Origin of the sequence: Vibrio gigantis (assembly GCF_024347515.1) — a bacterium.
GTDB lineage: Bacteria > Pseudomonadota > Gammaproteobacteria > Enterobacterales > Vibrionaceae > Vibrio > Vibrio gigantis.
Genome location: NZ_AP025493.1, coordinates 1,704,343 through 1,718,891, shown reverse-complemented (window position 1 = coordinate 1,718,891; position 14,549 = coordinate 1,704,343). Strand labels below are relative to the sequence as shown.

At 44.0% G+C, this 14,549-nt stretch carries 17 protein-coding genes; 11 read left to right on the top strand and 6 right to left on the bottom strand.

Annotated features, from left to right (window positions below; all coding sequences use genetic code 11):
• Window position 1 precedes the first annotated feature (1 nt).
• The 5 genes from OCV56_RS23640 (at window position 2) to OCV56_RS23620 (ending at window position 4,077) form a co-directional block, all read left to right on the top strand.
• Window positions 2-703 carry a MotA/TolQ/ExbB proton channel family protein gene (locus tag OCV56_RS23640; RefSeq protein WP_086712830.1) on the top strand — a complete coding sequence of 234 codons (702 nt, stop codon included), beginning with the start codon at window positions 2-4 and terminating at the stop codon, window positions 701-703.
• Window positions 700-1,113, top strand: a complete 414-nt coding sequence (locus OCV56_RS23635; protein ID WP_086712829.1) for an ExbD/TolR family protein — start codon at window positions 700-702, stop codon at window positions 1,111-1,113. The genes OCV56_RS23640 and OCV56_RS23635 overlap by 4 nt, the downstream gene beginning before the upstream one ends.
• A 149-nt stretch (window positions 1,114-1,262) precedes the next feature.
• Window positions 1,263-2,153 (top strand): heme/hemin ABC transporter substrate-binding protein, encoded by an 891-nt coding sequence (locus OCV56_RS23630; RefSeq protein ID WP_086712828.1) that lies wholly within the window; start codon window positions 1,263-1,265, stop codon window positions 2,151-2,153.
• Between the two features lie 104 nt (window positions 2,154-2,257).
• Window positions 2,258-3,295 (top strand): FecCD family ABC transporter permease, encoded by a 1,038-nt coding sequence (locus OCV56_RS23625; protein ID WP_086712827.1) that lies wholly within the window; start codon window positions 2,258-2,260, stop codon window positions 3,293-3,295.
• Window positions 3,295-4,077 (top strand): heme ABC transporter ATP-binding protein, encoded by a 783-nt coding sequence (locus tag OCV56_RS23620; protein ID WP_086712826.1) that lies wholly within the window; start codon window positions 3,295-3,297, stop codon window positions 4,075-4,077. The genes OCV56_RS23625 and OCV56_RS23620 overlap by 1 nt, the downstream gene beginning before the upstream one ends.
• Window positions 4,078-4,478: 401 nt before the next feature.
• On the opposite strand, the gene OCV56_RS23615 is transcribed toward OCV56_RS23620, so the two are convergent.
• Window positions 4,479-4,940 carry a TetR/AcrR family transcriptional regulator gene (locus OCV56_RS23615; protein WP_017105619.1) on the bottom strand — a complete coding sequence of 154 codons (462 nt, stop codon included), beginning with the start codon at window positions 4,938-4,940 and terminating at the stop codon, window positions 4,479-4,481.
• Window positions 4,941-5,470: 530 nt separating this feature from the next.
• Here OCV56_RS23615 and OCV56_RS23610 point away from each other — a divergent pair.
• A complete protein-coding gene (locus tag OCV56_RS23610; RefSeq protein WP_017062761.1) occupies window positions 5,471-5,770 on the top strand; it encodes a YfcZ/YiiS family protein in 300 nt (99 codons plus the stop codon).
• 37 nt (window positions 5,771-5,807) lie between these two features.
• Here the strand turns inward: OCV56_RS23610 and OCV56_RS23605 are convergent, their stop codons facing one another.
• On the bottom strand, window positions 5,808-6,104 hold the full coding sequence (locus OCV56_RS23605) for a YnjH family protein (protein WP_086712825.1): 297 nt from the start codon (window positions 6,102-6,104) through the stop codon (window positions 5,808-5,810).
• Between the two features lie 103 nt (window positions 6,105-6,207).
• Here OCV56_RS23605 and OCV56_RS23600 point away from each other — a divergent pair, with 103 nt between their 5' ends.
• Complete coding sequence (locus OCV56_RS23600) at window positions 6,208-6,807, top strand: hypothetical protein (RefSeq protein WP_086712824.1); 600 nt, start codon at window positions 6,208-6,210, stop codon at window positions 6,805-6,807.
• Window positions 6,808-6,924: 117 nt separating this feature from the next.
• On the opposite strand, the gene OCV56_RS23595 is transcribed toward OCV56_RS23600, so the two are convergent.
• The gene (locus tag OCV56_RS23595; protein WP_086712823.1) at window positions 6,925-8,031 is read right to left on the bottom strand and encodes a 1-acyl-sn-glycerol-3-phosphate acyltransferase; all 1,107 of its coding nucleotides are present in this window, start codon (window positions 8,029-8,031) and stop codon (window positions 6,925-6,927) included.
• A gap of 175 nt (window positions 8,032-8,206) precedes the next feature.
• Between OCV56_RS23595 and OCV56_RS23590 the strand changes: the two genes are divergently transcribed.
• Window positions 8,207-8,833, top strand: a complete 627-nt coding sequence (locus OCV56_RS23590) for an AraC family transcriptional regulator (RefSeq protein ID WP_086712822.1) — start codon at window positions 8,207-8,209, stop codon at window positions 8,831-8,833.
• A gap of 123 nt (window positions 8,834-8,956) precedes the next feature.
• On the opposite strand, the gene OCV56_RS23585 is transcribed toward OCV56_RS23590, so the two are convergent.
• Both OCV56_RS23585 and OCV56_RS23580 read right to left on the bottom strand, forming a co-directional pair.
• Window positions 8,957-9,448: a hypothetical protein gene (locus OCV56_RS23585; protein WP_086712821.1), complete on the bottom strand. Its 492-nt coding sequence runs from the start codon at window positions 9,446-9,448 to the stop codon at window positions 8,957-8,959.
• Between the two features lie 22 nt (window positions 9,449-9,470).
• Entirely contained in the window at window positions 9,471-9,992 is a 522-nt protein-coding gene (locus tag OCV56_RS23580; protein WP_086712820.1) for a nicotinate-nicotinamide nucleotide adenylyltransferase, read from the bottom strand.
• 109 nt (window positions 9,993-10,101) lie between these two features.
• Between OCV56_RS23580 and nadE the strand changes: the two genes are divergently transcribed.
• The gene (gene nadE / locus OCV56_RS23575) at window positions 10,102-10,932 is read left to right on the top strand and encodes an ammonia-dependent NAD(+) synthetase (protein ID WP_086712819.1); all 831 of its coding nucleotides are present in this window, start codon (window positions 10,102-10,104) and stop codon (window positions 10,930-10,932) included.
• 103 nt (window positions 10,933-11,035) lie between these two features.
• Here nadE and OCV56_RS23570 read toward each other — a convergent pair whose 3' ends face one another.
• Complete coding sequence (locus OCV56_RS23570; protein ID WP_086712818.1) at window positions 11,036-12,892, bottom strand: hybrid-cluster NAD(P)-dependent oxidoreductase; 1,857 nt, start codon at window positions 12,890-12,892, stop codon at window positions 11,036-11,038.
• A gap of 219 nt (window positions 12,893-13,111) precedes the next feature.
• Between OCV56_RS23570 and OCV56_RS23565 the strand changes: the two genes are divergently transcribed.
• Both OCV56_RS23565 and pyrC read left to right on the top strand, forming a co-directional pair.
• On the top strand, window positions 13,112-13,270 hold the full coding sequence (locus OCV56_RS23565) for a YqaE/Pmp3 family membrane protein (protein ID WP_008215717.1): 159 nt from the start codon (window positions 13,112-13,114) through the stop codon (window positions 13,268-13,270).
• A gap of 191 nt (window positions 13,271-13,461) precedes the next feature.
• Window positions 13,462-14,490, top strand: coding sequence for a dihydroorotase (gene pyrC, locus OCV56_RS23560; protein WP_086712817.1), 1,029 nt, complete (start codon window positions 13,462-13,464; stop codon window positions 14,488-14,490).
• Window positions 14,491-14,549: the final 59 nt, after the last annotated feature.

Below are 14,549 nucleotides of genomic sequence, written 5' to 3'. Positions count from 1 at the left end.
CATGCAACAAATCAGTTACTTACAAGAACAATTGGGCTTAATGACTTGGCCTCTTCTTATCTGCTCTGCACTCACCGCAATGATCATCGCAGAACGTGTCTTCCAAGTTATGTTAAGCATTGGCGTTGGCAAACGTGCCATTCGTCGTGAGCTCAATCAGATCTCACCAACTAATAGCAAAGAGATTGAAGCGCTCGCTCAGTCGATTTCAGGTAAAAGGCCATTGCTTTACAAAGGCGTGTCGATGTTGCTTGCTCACCACTCTTTCTCAAAAGGTTTGCGTGAAGATGCTGCGGGGATCTGGCTACAAGAGAAACGCCATCAATTACATGCAGGCCTAAGACTACTTGGTTTAATCGGTGTGATTAGCCCGCTGATTGGACTGCTTGGTACGGTACTTGGCCTTATTGAAATGTTCAAAGGTGTTGCCGCGACTACGGGCAGCATCACCCCGAACGACCTAGCAGACGGCCTTGGATTAGCAATGAGAACGACCGCAGCAGGCTTGATGATCGCACTTCCAGCAATTTCAGGTGCACAACTATTAGGCCTTTGGGCTGACCGAGTGCTTGCTCAGCTAGAACATACTCTGAACTATGTGAATGTGTGGTTAGAAGGTATGTCGATTCAAACGAGTCAGTCTGGCGATACTCAAGGTACACCTGCCAGCAAAGCCTCTATCGGTGATGTGAGCCAAGCATGATTAAAACACCCCACTCATCGAACACACAAAGTTTAGCGCCGGACTTAACGCCGCTACTCGACATCATTTTTATCGTGATGGTTTTTCTATTGCTCACTGCATCGGTAAAGCTAGAGTCACTAGAAGTTGAGCTGCCAAGTTCGGACGTCAAAAACGTTTCTGAAGTCCATAAAGACTCGATTAGCGTCAACATTCTAGACCATGAACCCTACTGGGCAATCAACGGCCAAGAATATATCGACTGGGAAAACTTCAAGATTGCCCTGTTAGAAGAGACAGGTTCAACGGATAAAAAGCCGATCATCATTGGCGCGGATAAAGCTGCCAACGTGGAGAACCTAGTGAAGCTGCTTTCGTTCCTTCAAGAGAACGGAATACCAGCGACTCAATTGCTCACTGACGATGGTTAAAACAATACGCAATTTTCACGAAGTTTGGCTTCTGACCGACAAGACTAAACAATCGGAACTAAGCCTCTCTATCGACTCGAACTCACAATGCGAACGGACTGCTCACTGAGTATCTTCGCGATACAAAAAGAAAATACAAAGAACTTATTATGAACAACTTAAACGTGCTCAATAAATTAAAGACCAAGACACATCTCCTTTCAGTAGCCGCTATGAGCTTGGCACTTAGCGCACCAACCGCTTTGGCCAACGACGTTGAAAAACCTCGAATCATCAGTGCTGGCAGTGCCGTAACAGAATTGGTTTTAGCGCTTGGCGCAGAAGAGCAATTGGTCGGTATTGATGTAACCAGTCGCTTACCTCAGTCTGAAAAGCTACCAAAGATTGGCTACCACAGAAACCTGTCGGCAGAAGGCTTGCTAGCCCTAGAACCAACCACACTGATTGGTTCTGATGAAATGGGACCAGACAACGCTATCTCTCAATTAAAATCGGCAGGCGTCGATGTGGAGATTGTTAACACTGAAGCAAACGTTGAAGGGTTATTGAAGCGTATCGACCAAATCGCAAAGATCACCCATACCGAAGACCACTCTCAGCAAGTGAAAGCTGAAGTGAATCAAAAGATTGCAGCACTTAAAGCGAATCAGGTTCCAAGCAACGAAGCGAAGAAAGTTTTATTCCTGTTACTGCATGAAGGTCGCCCTGCGAACGTTGCTGGCGGTGAAACATCACCAAACGCAATCATCGAGTTAGCTGGCGGTATCAACCCTGCAGCTCAGAGCCTAACATCTTACAAGCCACTTTCAATGGAATCACTCGTTGAGATGCAACCTGATGTCATTTTAGTAAGCGGCCGTAGTTACCAAAAAATGGGCGGTGCAGATGCCATCCTTAAATCACTGCCTATGCTAGCGGCAACGCCTGCAGGTATAAACAAGCAAATCATTACCGTAAATGGCAGTGCTTTGGTTGGCGGGCTTGGCCTAGAAAGCCTCTCTGAAGCTAAGCGCTTAAACGCACTTATTTACCCGCTATAACTCGACCACCCTATTTCTGCTATCGCTAATCCAGTTCCCTTCGCCAACAGACTCACGTTGTTGGTAAAAGGGATTAAAGTTAGCGATAGATATTGAGGCCCTTTATGTTGTTACGATCCGTCCCACTAAAAACATCGATGTTAGGCTTAGGTGCTACCCTAGCCTTTGTCGCGCTGTACTCGATCACTGTTGGGCCAATGAACATTAGCTTAGCAGACAGCGCTACGAGCTTAATTCAACCAAACAATGACTTAGCACCTCACATCAACTTGGTGATCCAAGAGATCCGCTTACCTAGAACCATCTTGTGTATGCTAATAGGTGCAATCCTCGCCTTGTGTGGCGCAGTGATGCAGGGTTTGTTTCGAAATCCACTTGCAGAGCCTGGCATCATCGGTGTCTCTGCGGGCGCTGCATTAGGTGCTGCATTGGCTATCGTTTTGTTCTCTGAGCTTTCACTTCAATACCCTGCATTCATGAACTTTGCAGCGGTACCTGTGTTTGCCTTTTTGGGCGGCGCCTTAACCACGCTGCTGGTTTACAAACTGGGTACTGGCAAATTCGGCACTTCTGTCACCATCATGTTGCTTGCAGGTGTGGCAATCAGTGCACTATCAGGCGCAGGTATTGGCTTCTTAAACTTCATTGCAGATGACCAAATGCTGCGTGATCTTTCACTGTGGTCGATGGGTTCACTGGCAGGAGCTAAGTGGTCGGGAATTTTGCTCGCTGCGGTTACGCTCGTTGGCCTGTTTGTTGTGTTCTACCGCCAAGCGATGTCTTTGAATGCGCTATTACTGGGTGAATCAGAAGCGCAACACCTTGGTATTCCTGTACAAAAGCTAAAGAGAAAGTTGATTCTACTGACAGCTGCGGGCGTTGGTATCACGGTTAGTTTATCTGGCATGATTGGCTTTATCGGGCTTGTGATCCCTCATTTAGGTCGCATGTTAGCGGGCCCGGATCATCGAGTTCTACTTCCCCTATCAGCGGTTCTAGGCGCATTACTACTAACGGCTGCAGACATGTTCTCTCGCGTGGCGTTGGCACCAGCTGAGTTGCCAGTAGGTATTGTCACTGCGATCATCGGCGCTCCATTCTTCTTGTATCTACTATTCCAACAGAAAGGGAGAATCCTTTAATGTTTCCTGCAGCGTTAAAAGCAACCGACATCGAAGTGAAGTTCGGCAGCAAAGTGATTTTAGATGGCGTTTCTATTGAGATTGAAGCAGGAAAGGTAACCACACTGCTTGGGCCAAACGGCGCAGGAAAAAGCACATTACTTAAAGCCTTATGTCAGGAGATATCGAGCACGGGTGATATCCAGTATTTTGGACACACTAAAGACAAGTGGCCTTCGCAGAAGCTGGCGAAACACTTGGCAATGCTCCCTCAACACAGCACATTGACCTTCCCATTCTTGGTACATGAAGTTGTCGAGCTTGGTGGAATCCCGTTGCAAGAATCCAACAAGAAGCTGACCAGCATTGCTAGCCAAAAAATGGATATAGCTGATGTTACTCACTTAAGTGAAAGGCTCTACCCTTCCCTATCTGGCGGTGAAAAACAGCGTGTTCACTTGGCTCGAGTGTTAACTCAGCTTCACCACTCTGGCGACCAATGTATTTTAATGCTCGATGAACCAACATCTGCACTGGATCTTGCCCACCAGCACAACACTTTAAAAATCGCGAGAGAGCTAGCCGACAACCACAATGCCGCCGTTATCGTGGTTCTGCACGACCTAAACCTAGCCGCTCAGTATTCTGACCGACTCGTAGTATTAAAAGACGGTAACTTGGTTTGCGATGGCAAGCCTTGGGATGCACTTGAACCTTCTATGATTGAGGATGTGTACGGCTATAAAAGTATTGTAGAAAAGCACCCAACCATGAGCTTCCCACAGGTTCACCCCGCCCAATAGACTCAATTTAGAACCTACTCATTTTTAGTATTCGTTTCTAATAACAATTAAGTCATTCTAAGCCTCGATTTTCTCGAGGCTTTTTATTCGCTCATAGTCTCCCTCTCGCTTTAAATTTAATTTTATTACCAACCATAGCAATCCCCCCTAAACGTCTAGCCCTGAGCGTTTGAGGCCCTATAAGTGAACATTATCAATTAGAGTTACTTAGCTTTTAACCGTGAGAGTGAAGGAAGGGTATAAATATAAGCATATAAAAAGAAAAGAAATAACTTCATTCAACACAGCAGCAAGACTGCGGCATCGGTATGGGATAGATAGAGGGAGGGAGAAGCGCAGAAATAAGAGAAACTGCAGACACAAAAAAAGCCCCCGCAGGAGCTTCTTTTATTGAGTGCTGATTATTGACTCATACGAATCAATGATTTACCAATCAACCACTCTAGTTCTTTACCGCTAGTATCGCCAAACTGAGTTTCAGTCAGCTTGTATAGACGATCAATACCGTTTGCAGCGAACTCATGTGCGCTCTCTGCAGTAACGATATGATGGAAAAGTAAACGTAAGATTGCTAGGAACTCAGCGTCTTCAAGTGCTGTAACCCAGCTAGCTGAAAATGCGTCAAGGCCATTTTCAAAGTCAATGTGTTCCATGAACATTTTGAAAATACGACCGTCTAGAGCAGCAGTAAAATCCGTTTTCTTTGGAAAGTGATGACTTATACCTGTACGAGAAACACCCGTTTGTTGACTCAACGTCGTGTATGACATCTTGTCGTAACCCAATCTTAGTAGCTGGTCTACAACGGCATCCATGATTTTCTGGATCGTGATTTCTGTATCTTCTTTACTACGCTTTGGCATATTCAGGCTCTTCTCTTTGTAAATCCATCTAACTCAATCAAATAAAGTCAGAATGAAAATCGTTATCAGCATTATGTGAGCAAGGTATTTTTTCGCAAGTATTTCCATTAAATACCGACAAATACTTTGTACGAACAACTTTACAGTGCTGCCTCTTTGGGCACTTTGTCTAATTATTCTTCGAAAGTCACCTTACCTCTCTAAGCGGTTAATCTAAAATAACAACTTAGAATATCAAATACCCAACAATAAATTCATTGTATAAATACCTATCAAGCAATAGATAGTCTTATAAAATTAGTTACGACGCAACTAACTGAATGATATTCTAACAAATTAATGACACTGCTTATCAACAAAACATGAGATAGATCACATACATATTTGGCGACGCGAATGTACACATTCATTTAACCCCTTCAACAAACAACATAGCATACCAGTGCAAATTAGTTCAAAGATTTTAATTTTTGTAGATACAGTTCAAATTGCTCGTTAGAATAACCTCAGACTTTGTAAGAGGATTATTTATGAGCCAAGATATTGGTAACAACGATGTATGTGAAGCTTGCGGCTGTGCAGGCGAAATCGGGTTCATCATCAAAGAAGGCGACGATGTTGCTGAAGTAACGGTCTACGGAAACTCAAAAGCACTTATTGAAGCCGAATTTGCTAAGTACGTTGAACTTGCTAAGCAAGTATCTAGCAACGTTGAGTTTGAAGCATCAGAGATGACTGAAGAAAGCACGGAATTGCACGCTCGCTTTAAATTTGAAGTTAGCGCTGAGAAGATTATTTTTGAACTTAAGACTCGCTCTCTAGCGCGTTAATATAAGCATTTATATTCTTATTAAAAGACGAGTTGAATTACTCGTCTTTTTTTATTTGAATCCAAGCAAGTGAACCATTTTGCTCAAAATCATTTTCTGCTGCGCACTGAATCACTACACCGCCCACTTCTAACACAGCCCCAATGCTATAAGCCTTGTCATCATAATAACAAACTCGTTGCGGTTGGCCGCCTTGTGTCACCACCACAGCAGTTTTGCCAGGTGTTGAAATTACTTTGTTGGCACTCGCAGACATTGAGCAAAACATTGAAGCTGCTATCAGAAAGACCTTAACAATTCGTAAATTTACTCTAATCATTGATTTGCCTACCATCTTTGCTCCACTCCTCGTTAATCTACCGCCATATGGGTAAAACACTATGCGAGATTAATTTTTCCATTATAGTATTAACGTCTATCGTAATAAGAAGCCTGTTATGCTCAGAATAATCGCACTTATTATTGGTTCATTAACCATAACAAATGTCAGTGCTGAACCACTCGATCACTATCAAATATTGAACCATCTCGATAATTACGGAAACTTATATCTACGAAATAAGCCTTATACATCACTTCCGACTGGCTTGGTAGTAGATGGTAATCTCAATATAGAGAACACTGCGATCACGCGCCTACCCAAAGGGTTGGAAGTAAACGGCAGCCTTAAGGGCTCCAACAGCCAACTCGCCCGAGTTCCCACTGGAGTCAAGATTAAAGGCTACGCAGACTTGATTGGTAGCCAAATTACCAGTTGGCCAAGAGGTGTAAAAGTGGGCGGTTTTATCAACCTCACTGATACTCCACTTGAAAGGCTACCGAATGGCTTTAAAGTGAAAGGCGATCTGAGCGTAATCCGCACTCCTTTGACTGAGCTGCCCAACGGGATCGTGGTTGATGGCGATCTATATATAGGCGGTTCTGGGATTACAACGTTCCCCGAAACCATGACCGTCAAAGGCAACATCTATCTAGGAGGCAACACTGTAACCACATGGCCAATCAATCTAGAACTCGGTGGCGCAGTCGCTCGCTAATTCAACTTAATACTTTATTGCAGCAGCAAGTAGTGATTCAGAAACAAAAAAGGAGCCCAAGGCTCCTTTTTCAATTCAATCAAGCTGCTAATCAACTAACAAGCTAACTAACGTTCATTAACCAATGTTCTTCACTGGGTTCGCATAGCTATCAATCAAGTACTGACGAGCACCTTTAGGCAGGCTCGATAGCTTTTCTTCAAATTCTTTCTTAACGACTTCCGTAATCGACTCGTCTTCTTTTTCCGCTGCCAGCAAATTGACAGGGAACAATTTGTAGTTATCGTGGATCTGACGATCAATCTCTTCAGCAAGCGCTTCAGGCGTCTCAAAATCTTGGTCGATAACCTGACCGAAACCAACGTGAACGCGTCCTTTGTTACCGATAATGCCTTGAATGATACTTTCGATATCTTCAAACTCACCCTTTTCGTAACTGCCGTTTACGTCTTTTTCGAAAAGCTCTATCGCTTTAGCCGTGTCACATGGGTCGTTCTCGTAAGAAATAGCCACAGGAACGATCTTCAATGACTTCACGTATTCAGGAAAAGCAATTTTTTGCTTACGTCCTTCAACGTGGAACATTTTCAAGATTGCTGGCTCGGTAAAATCGTTACCGTCTTTAGCTCGACCTTCCTTTTGAGCGATCCAGATAGAGTTACCCGTTTCTAGAGAGTGCTTAATGTAAGAAGACAACTGCCCTAGTGCTTTCATCATCTCTCGCGGTCCTTTCAAAGAACGCTTTACGATAAAGCTCTTGTTCAAACGCATCAATTCAGTCGCACATGGCTTCTTCAGCAGGTTGTCACCAATAGCTATACGACAAGTCTGATGATTATTTTGATGCAGAGCGTAGTTTACCAACGCAGGATCCATAGCAATGTCACGATGGTTTGATACAAACAAATAAGCTTGATTCGCATCCAGTGACTCGACACCAGTATACGTCACGCCATTGGTAGTTTTCGCTAACGTGTCGCGTAAGTACTTTTTCACTTCAATTTGAATGGATTCAACGCTAGTCAGCTTGCTCCATTTCATTTTTAAGTACACACGCAAAATCGGGCTCATTAATGCTTTGAACCAAGACGCATGGTTTGAAAAACGATAGTGCAAGATTGCACTGATAAATTCTTCATCATTAATAAGACGGTTTAGTGCCGCTGGAATTTCATCATCGCCGTAAGGACGAATATCAACATATGGATCGGTTGGAGAGGTCATTTTTTAATTCATATAATAAAAAGCTGGCTCATTCTACGCGTTGTTTTGACTTCTCGCAGCTACAGAGCCCATACTTTTGACAAGGTCAGACCAGAAACATTGAAAATCCCCTGTTATTGTTGGCATTCTTTAAGATTAACGGTAATCTTGACGCCCCAAAATTAAGGTACTATCTATGAACTTCGCTATTGAATATACATCGGCTTACTTTTCACACTTGGCGATCACACCACGCAAGAAAGTACTTAAACATAGCCTTGTATCAGTTCAAAGTGGCTTGGTTTTAATTAAGCTGGGTAAACAAGAGTATGCCGTTGAACCAGGACAAAGCGTCTGGATTCCCTACGATTGCCTAACGTCACTGACCTACTTTCCAAACACTCAGGTTAACCGTGTCGACTTTTCTGTACGTTTGACGGACTCATTCCCAAGACAAGCGGGTTACATTACACAAACTAACCTCTCTTCGGCGCTACTAGAAAAACTAGAGCAAACTAAAGCTCGCGCTTCCAAGGCCAATAATACTGAGCAAGCGTTTAAAGATATGCTTTCTGTATTGAAGCAAGAGGTGTTGTCGTTTAAACCACTGCTTTGCGAAAGTGCTCTTTCCCAACGATTCAATCAATGGAACATTGATGATTCAAATCTTCCACAAGAACACACTCTCGTTATGGTGATGCGAGAAGCAAAGAAACGCATGCAGTCAGGTCAGAAACGTTCACTTGTGATTGATGATTTATTTTCAGGCAAAGAAGAAGAGTTTGAACAGCTATGCATGCTTGTTTTTGGTGAAGATTTATAGCTTGGCGATAAGTTATAGCTAATATTTAAAGCCATAAGCCAGATACTAAAAAGCCGCAAAACTGAGTTTTTGCGGCTTTTTTAATTCTTAGTATTTAGACATAGGTAGAGGCTATCTGTGTATCTAGAATGGCAACTCAATCTGCATCATTAGGTCCGCCTCACGTGAATCATGCCAACGATAATCAAAGCGCATACGAGGTTGCCCGTCAACTTTCTCGCCAAAACCGATGCTTAATTGCAAACCGTGATTCATCAACCACTCTTCTGTGGACATATCGTACTGCTCATCTTCAAGATCTTCTGGAAACCACATTCCCAAACCAACATAGTTAGACTCGAGGCTTTGAGTTAAAAGTGGCGTATCCTTGGTTTGAAGTACCCAATCAGACCAATAGTCTGGTGTGCTCTCGGCTTCTTCTTCATTCAAACCAGTGATTTCCAGCATGCGCAGGCCAAACGACTCGATGCTCGTAGAAAAATCTAGACAGCTATTTTCATCATCAGAAGTCAGCATTATTGAGTCTAAGCTAAAAAAGTCACATTCAGCCTGTGCAGGTAAACTGCATGCCGCAATGATCATCGTCGCTGGTATCGCGCGCTTTAGCATAGTCATGAGACCTCTTAAATTAGTGAATCTACATTATTGTATACAGTCTACTATCTTGCAACATCTTTGTAACTGACTTTGTACTCAATTTTGATACATCGTTCCCACTTATCAACGCATTACGTATGTCTGTGCTACGAATTTTGACTTTTTCAGGGCAAGCCATTACAGACCACCGCTCGGTAATCTCATCTGACTTATAGAAAGATGAAAACTTGAAGAAGTTGTCCGGCCCGATCACAAACGTGAGTTCAGCGTCACCATGTAACTTTTGCAATTCACTGAGTACAGCATAAGTTGTCACACTTTCACCGGGGGTAAATAAGCTTTTCTCGATCAATGAAAGCTCAACTTGATCCAGTGAAAGATCGCTAATAAATGCGTTAACTAACTGACATCTCGTATCAAAGTCTAGCATCTCTTTTCCCCAAGCATGGGCAATGCTGGGAACGAGTAGAATTTTGTCAAAGTGAGCCAAGGAATCAATCACACTTTTATGCCCTAAGCTAGGCGGATTAAACGCACTACCGAAAATGGCTATTTTTTCCATTACTTATTACTGCCTTCTCTTTCTAAGCTTGTGCAAAGAGGTTTTTAAATCGAATGATTTAGGTATGATAACACTAGATTTTTAATTTGCTTGCAGGAAAGGAATACGAATGGAACAGTTAATTCGTGACGAAATGCGCGTACTACCTTCAATTGACCCTCACTTCGAAGTGACTCGTCGTGTGGACTTTATCAAAACGAAACTTCAGCAATCTGGCTGCAAGTCCCTGATCCTTGGTATCAGTGGTGGCGTAGACTCGACTACGTGTGGTCGTCTAGCACAACTGGCTGTTGACAGCTTGAATGAAAGCACAGGTAGCAATGACTACCAGTTCATCGCGGTTCGCCTACCTTACGGTGAGCAAAAAGATGAAGATGAAGCGCAACTTGCTCTCTCTTTTATCCAGCCTTCTCAATCGGTTTCTGTGAACATTAAAGCGGGTGTTGATGGACTTCACGCGGCTTCTCACGTTGCACTTGAAGGAACGGGTTTACTACCAACAGACTCGGCGAAAATCGACTTTGTAAAAGGTAACGTAAAAGCTCGAGCTCGCATGATCGCACAATACGAAATTGCAGGTTACGTAGGCGGCCTTGTAATTGGAACCGACCACTCAGCAGAAAACATCACTGGTTTCTACACCAAACACGGTGACGGTGCCTGTGATTTAGCACCTCTGTTCGGCCTGAACAAACGTCAGGTTCGCGAACTTGCTGCAACACTGGGTGCTCCGGAGCAACTGGTTAAGAAAGTGCCTACTGCCGACCTAGAAGAGCTTGACCCACAGAAAGCCGATGAAGCAGCATTGAACCTTTCTTACGATCAGATCGATGATTTCCTTGAAGGAAAAGAAGTACCTCAAGACGTATCAGACCGCTTAGTAAGTATCTACAAAGCGACACAACACAAGCGTCAACCGATCCCGACGATCTACGATTAATCTTATCTTAGTCTCAGACTTAGATTAAAAAGGCCGGAAGTTCAGATCATTGAACTTCCGGCCTTTTCTATTTTGCTGCTTTGCATTTCGATTTCGCGAGTCGTTAATCTACAACTTCGATATCGGTTTGAGGAACACTGCAACACGCCAGTATCTGACCCATGTTACGTTCGTGTTCTTGTAGCGCTGGAACATCCGGTTGGTGAACCTGCCCTGACTCAAGGGTCACCTTACAAGCACCACAGAAACCCGCGCGACAGCTTGATGCAATAGACACACCCGCCGACTCAGCTTGCTCTAGTAAGGTGGACTGGTTATTACCTTCGAATAGATAGCCATTAACACTTAGCTGTAGCTGCTTGACTGTCTCTTCCGTTGATTGTGCGACTCCAAATGCTTCTTGATGATAGTGCTGAGGATTCAGGCCCATTTGAATCAGTAATTTCTTTGCATTATCCATAAAGCCATCAGGACCACACACAAATGCTTGGCGCTTGTGTAACTCTTCAATTTTAGCGATATGAGAGACGCTTAAACGCCCAGATAAACCATCCCACTCTTTAGTTGGCTGACTTAGCGAATAGATAACACGCAGCCCAGCATGTTCGTTAGCGATCTTATCAATCTCAGCTTGATAAGGAATATCCTCTTCACTGCTGCACTGATGATAGAAAACCACATCATCAATCTGGTTATGGTCGGCTAAGTAACGCAACATCGACAACATTGGCGTAATGCCACTACCCGCAGACAACAACAATAACGGATGTGTTGGGTTTTCTTCTAAATAGAAAGCGCCATCTGGGTTTTGAGCCGCTAGCGTATCACCCACTTGGAAGTGATCATTGAGCCAGTTTGAGATTTGACCATCGTCCACTCGCTTCACTGAAATAGCTAAACGACCAGCCCGTGATGGGCTAGACGATAACGTGTAACGACGAGAAACCTTCTCGCCATTAATCATCATCTCAATAGGTAGATGTTGTCCAGGCTGGTAACTTGGTAGGGAGTGGCTCTCTTTCGCAGGCTCTAACCAAAACGTAGTGAAGTCGCGAGCGATCTCTTCGCGCTCAACACAGGTTAGATGCAGTAACTCAACCCAAGTGTCTTCATAGTGTTCTTTTTCTTTAGTTTCAAGTACTTCAACGACGTCACCCGCTTTGACTAAACCTTCATTTTTAGCCACAAGATTCTGACCAAAGAACACGCCACCGCGCTCATTGGCTCGGAATGTAGAGAAGGTATTAAGCGGCTCCTTTGTAGCTCTAAATTCGCCACTCTCAACATCGACTGTCGTTAGGATACAGCGTTCACAAGGCTTAACCGCCTCAAATTCAACCTCACCAATTCGGATACGCTTCCAGCCGTCCTCAGCAAAGGCTTCTGTGTTTGAGACGACGAAGTTGGTGCGGAACTGATCCATCGAATGCGTTTCAGGACTGCGGTGATTCAACTCATCAAGCGAAGCTTGGCTGATGATTAGCATTGGGTAGCCATCAGCAAAACTGACATTCTGACCCAGCTTTTCACGAACACGATTCGATTGTTCGCCAGAGAAAAGTAGCTCAACTCGCACACCCAACACATCACTAAACCAATCATCGGCTTCATCACACGTTGTGTAGGCCGTGAAGCTGTCTTTCCACACAGTAGCTGGAGCTTCCTGCATCTTGAAGTTTGCATACTTTAGGCGCAGCGGTTCTTTACCTTCACAAGTAAAAATCAAACCGTCTGGCTGCAAGCTTGAAGACACCTTGACCATTTTAGGATACTTACGTGCAGTAACCATTGAACCGTCAGCTAATGCCAGCATGAAACGTCTGTCAAAGGTAAGGCCTTGTTTTTCAACCCAAGCAGAAGAGAGCGCAATGCCGCCCACTGATTTAACCGGAAACACATTGATTTGAGATAAGGAAGGAGCTTGCTCTGAAGCCTTTCCATCTAGAGGTGACTGCGACATAACGATTCCAATGTTTTTGTAGTTTGTCCCAATGCTAACAAATGGTTATAAATAGATAAACTGGCAGCCATTAAACACTTGATACTAAGCTAATATCTTGAGATGTTTAAATCACTGTCTTGTATATATCAAGACAGTAATGCATTAACACTCTCCAGACCTTCTATAATCTGAATACCGTTGGTGCATTGAACTTTCATTGAATAAAAAGGATTTATCATGAACAAACTCGTCATTATCATTTTATGTGTACTACTTCCGCCAGTTGGTGTGTTCTTCGCTCGTGGTGCAGGCAAAGATTTGCTGATTAACATCGTCCTGACCTTCTTCTTCTGGGTACCAGGAATGATTCACGGGCTCTGGGTCGCGACTCGCTAACTCGAATCCAAGAAAAATACCAAATTAAAATCCCATAAAAATAAGCTCTTAACCCTGAAGAGTTAAAAATAGGATGAAATGAAAGTGCTTTTCCACTATCATCCTGTCGCCTAAACGTAAGCGATTGCTTTCACAGATTTCGCCGAGTTTAGGCTCCAACTACATAACACTTCAATTGGTGGGAGCCTTCAATGACACAACTTACGATTACTCGTCCTGACGACTGGCACGTTCATCTACGCGATGGCGAAGTATTAAAAGATACTGTGCGCGATATCAGCCGCTACAATGGTCGAGCGTTAATCATGCCAAACACCATCCCACCGGTAACCGATACCGAAATGGCTTTAGCTTACCGTGAGCGCATCATGGCGGAGCAACCAAGCGAGCAATTCCAGCCTCTAATGGCACTTTACCTGACAGACAACACAACACCTGATGAAATTCGTAAAGCGAAAGAGTCTGGTGCAGTAGTGGCTGCAAAACTTTACCCAGCAGGCGCAACAACTAACTCAGATTCAGGTGTAACGTCAGCGCAAAAGATTTACCACGTGTTAGAAGCAATGCAAGAAGTGGGTATGCTGCTACTGGTTCATGGTGAAGTAACCACTCACGATGTTGATATCTTCGACCGTGAGAAGCAGTTCCTAGATACAGTGCTAGCGCCGATTGTGAATGACTTCCCTAACCTGAAGATTGTTCTAGAGCACATCACAACTGCTGATGCTGCAAACTTCGTGAAGAACGCGAACGACAACGTTGCTGCAACCATCACCGCTCACCACTTGCTTTACAACCGCAACCACATGTTGGTTGGCGGCATTAAGCCACACTTCTACTGTCTTCCTATCCTAAAGCGTAACACTCACCAATTAGCGCTTATCGAAGCAGCAACAAGCGGCAGCAAGAAGTTCTTCTTGGGTACAGACTCGGCACCACACGCAAAAGGTGCAAAAGAGTCAGCATGTGGTTGTGCGGGTTCTTACACAGCACACGCTGCGGTTGAACTGTACGCAGAAGTATTCGACTTAGAAGGCAAGATTGAGAACTTGGAAGCGTTTGCAAGCCACAATGGCCCAGACTTCTACGGTATTCCACGCAACACGGACACCATCACTCTTGTTAAAGAAGAATGGAACGTTGCTGAAACGATGCCTTTCGGTTCTGACATCGTTGTGCCAATCCGTGGCGGCGAGACTATTGCTTGGTCTGTAAAATAAACGCTCGGAAGGCAAAGTAAATACGTTGTAGATACGTCGTAAATACTTCACCTCAACTA

Excerpts from the sequence above, each read along its gene's own strand:
- OCV56_RS23565 (WP_008215717.1), top strand. The coding sequence starts at position 13,112 with ATGAACAAACTCGTCATTATCATTTTATGTGTACTACTTCCGCCAGTT.
- OCV56_RS23585 (WP_086712821.1), bottom strand. The coding sequence starts at position 9,448 with ATGACTATGCTAAAGCGCGCGATACCAGCGACGATGATCATTGCGGCA.
- OCV56_RS23595 (WP_086712823.1), bottom strand. The coding sequence starts at position 8,031 with ATGACCTCTCCAACCGATCCATATGTTGATATTCGTCCTTACGGCGAT.
- OCV56_RS23570 (WP_086712818.1), bottom strand. The coding sequence starts at position 12,892 with ATGTCGCAGTCACCTCTAGATGGAAAGGCTTCAGAGCAAGCTCCTTCC.
- OCV56_RS23640 (WP_086712830.1), top strand. The coding sequence starts at position 2 with ATGCAACAAATCAGTTACTTACAAGAACAATTGGGCTTAATGACTTGG.
- OCV56_RS23590 (WP_086712822.1), top strand. The coding sequence starts at position 8,207 with ATGAACTTCGCTATTGAATATACATCGGCTTACTTTTCACACTTGGCG.
- OCV56_RS23625 (WP_086712827.1), top strand. The coding sequence starts at position 2,258 with ATGTTGTTACGATCCGTCCCACTAAAAACATCGATGTTAGGCTTAGGT.
- OCV56_RS23600 (WP_086712824.1), top strand. The coding sequence starts at position 6,208 with ATGCTCAGAATAATCGCACTTATTATTGGTTCATTAACCATAACAAAT.
- OCV56_RS23635 (WP_086712829.1), top strand. The coding sequence starts at position 700 with ATGATTAAAACACCCCACTCATCGAACACACAAAGTTTAGCGCCGGAC.
- pyrC (WP_086712817.1), top strand. The coding sequence starts at position 13,462 with ATGACACAACTTACGATTACTCGTCCTGACGACTGGCACGTTCATCTA.
- OCV56_RS23605 (WP_086712825.1), bottom strand. The coding sequence starts at position 6,104 with ATGGTAGGCAAATCAATGATTAGAGTAAATTTACGAATTGTTAAGGTC.
- OCV56_RS23620 (WP_086712826.1), top strand. The coding sequence starts at position 3,295 with ATGTTTCCTGCAGCGTTAAAAGCAACCGACATCGAAGTGAAGTTCGGC.
- OCV56_RS23580 (WP_086712820.1), bottom strand. The coding sequence starts at position 9,992 with ATGGAAAAAATAGCCATTTTCGGTAGTGCGTTTAATCCGCCTAGCTTA.
- nadE (WP_086712819.1), top strand. The coding sequence starts at position 10,102 with ATGGAACAGTTAATTCGTGACGAAATGCGCGTACTACCTTCAATTGAC.
- OCV56_RS23610 (WP_017062761.1), top strand. The coding sequence starts at position 5,471 with ATGAGCCAAGATATTGGTAACAACGATGTATGTGAAGCTTGCGGCTGT.
- OCV56_RS23630 (WP_086712828.1), top strand. The coding sequence starts at position 1,263 with ATGAACAACTTAAACGTGCTCAATAAATTAAAGACCAAGACACATCTC.
- OCV56_RS23615 (WP_017105619.1), bottom strand. The coding sequence starts at position 4,940 with ATGCCAAAGCGTAGTAAAGAAGATACAGAAATCACGATCCAGAAAATC.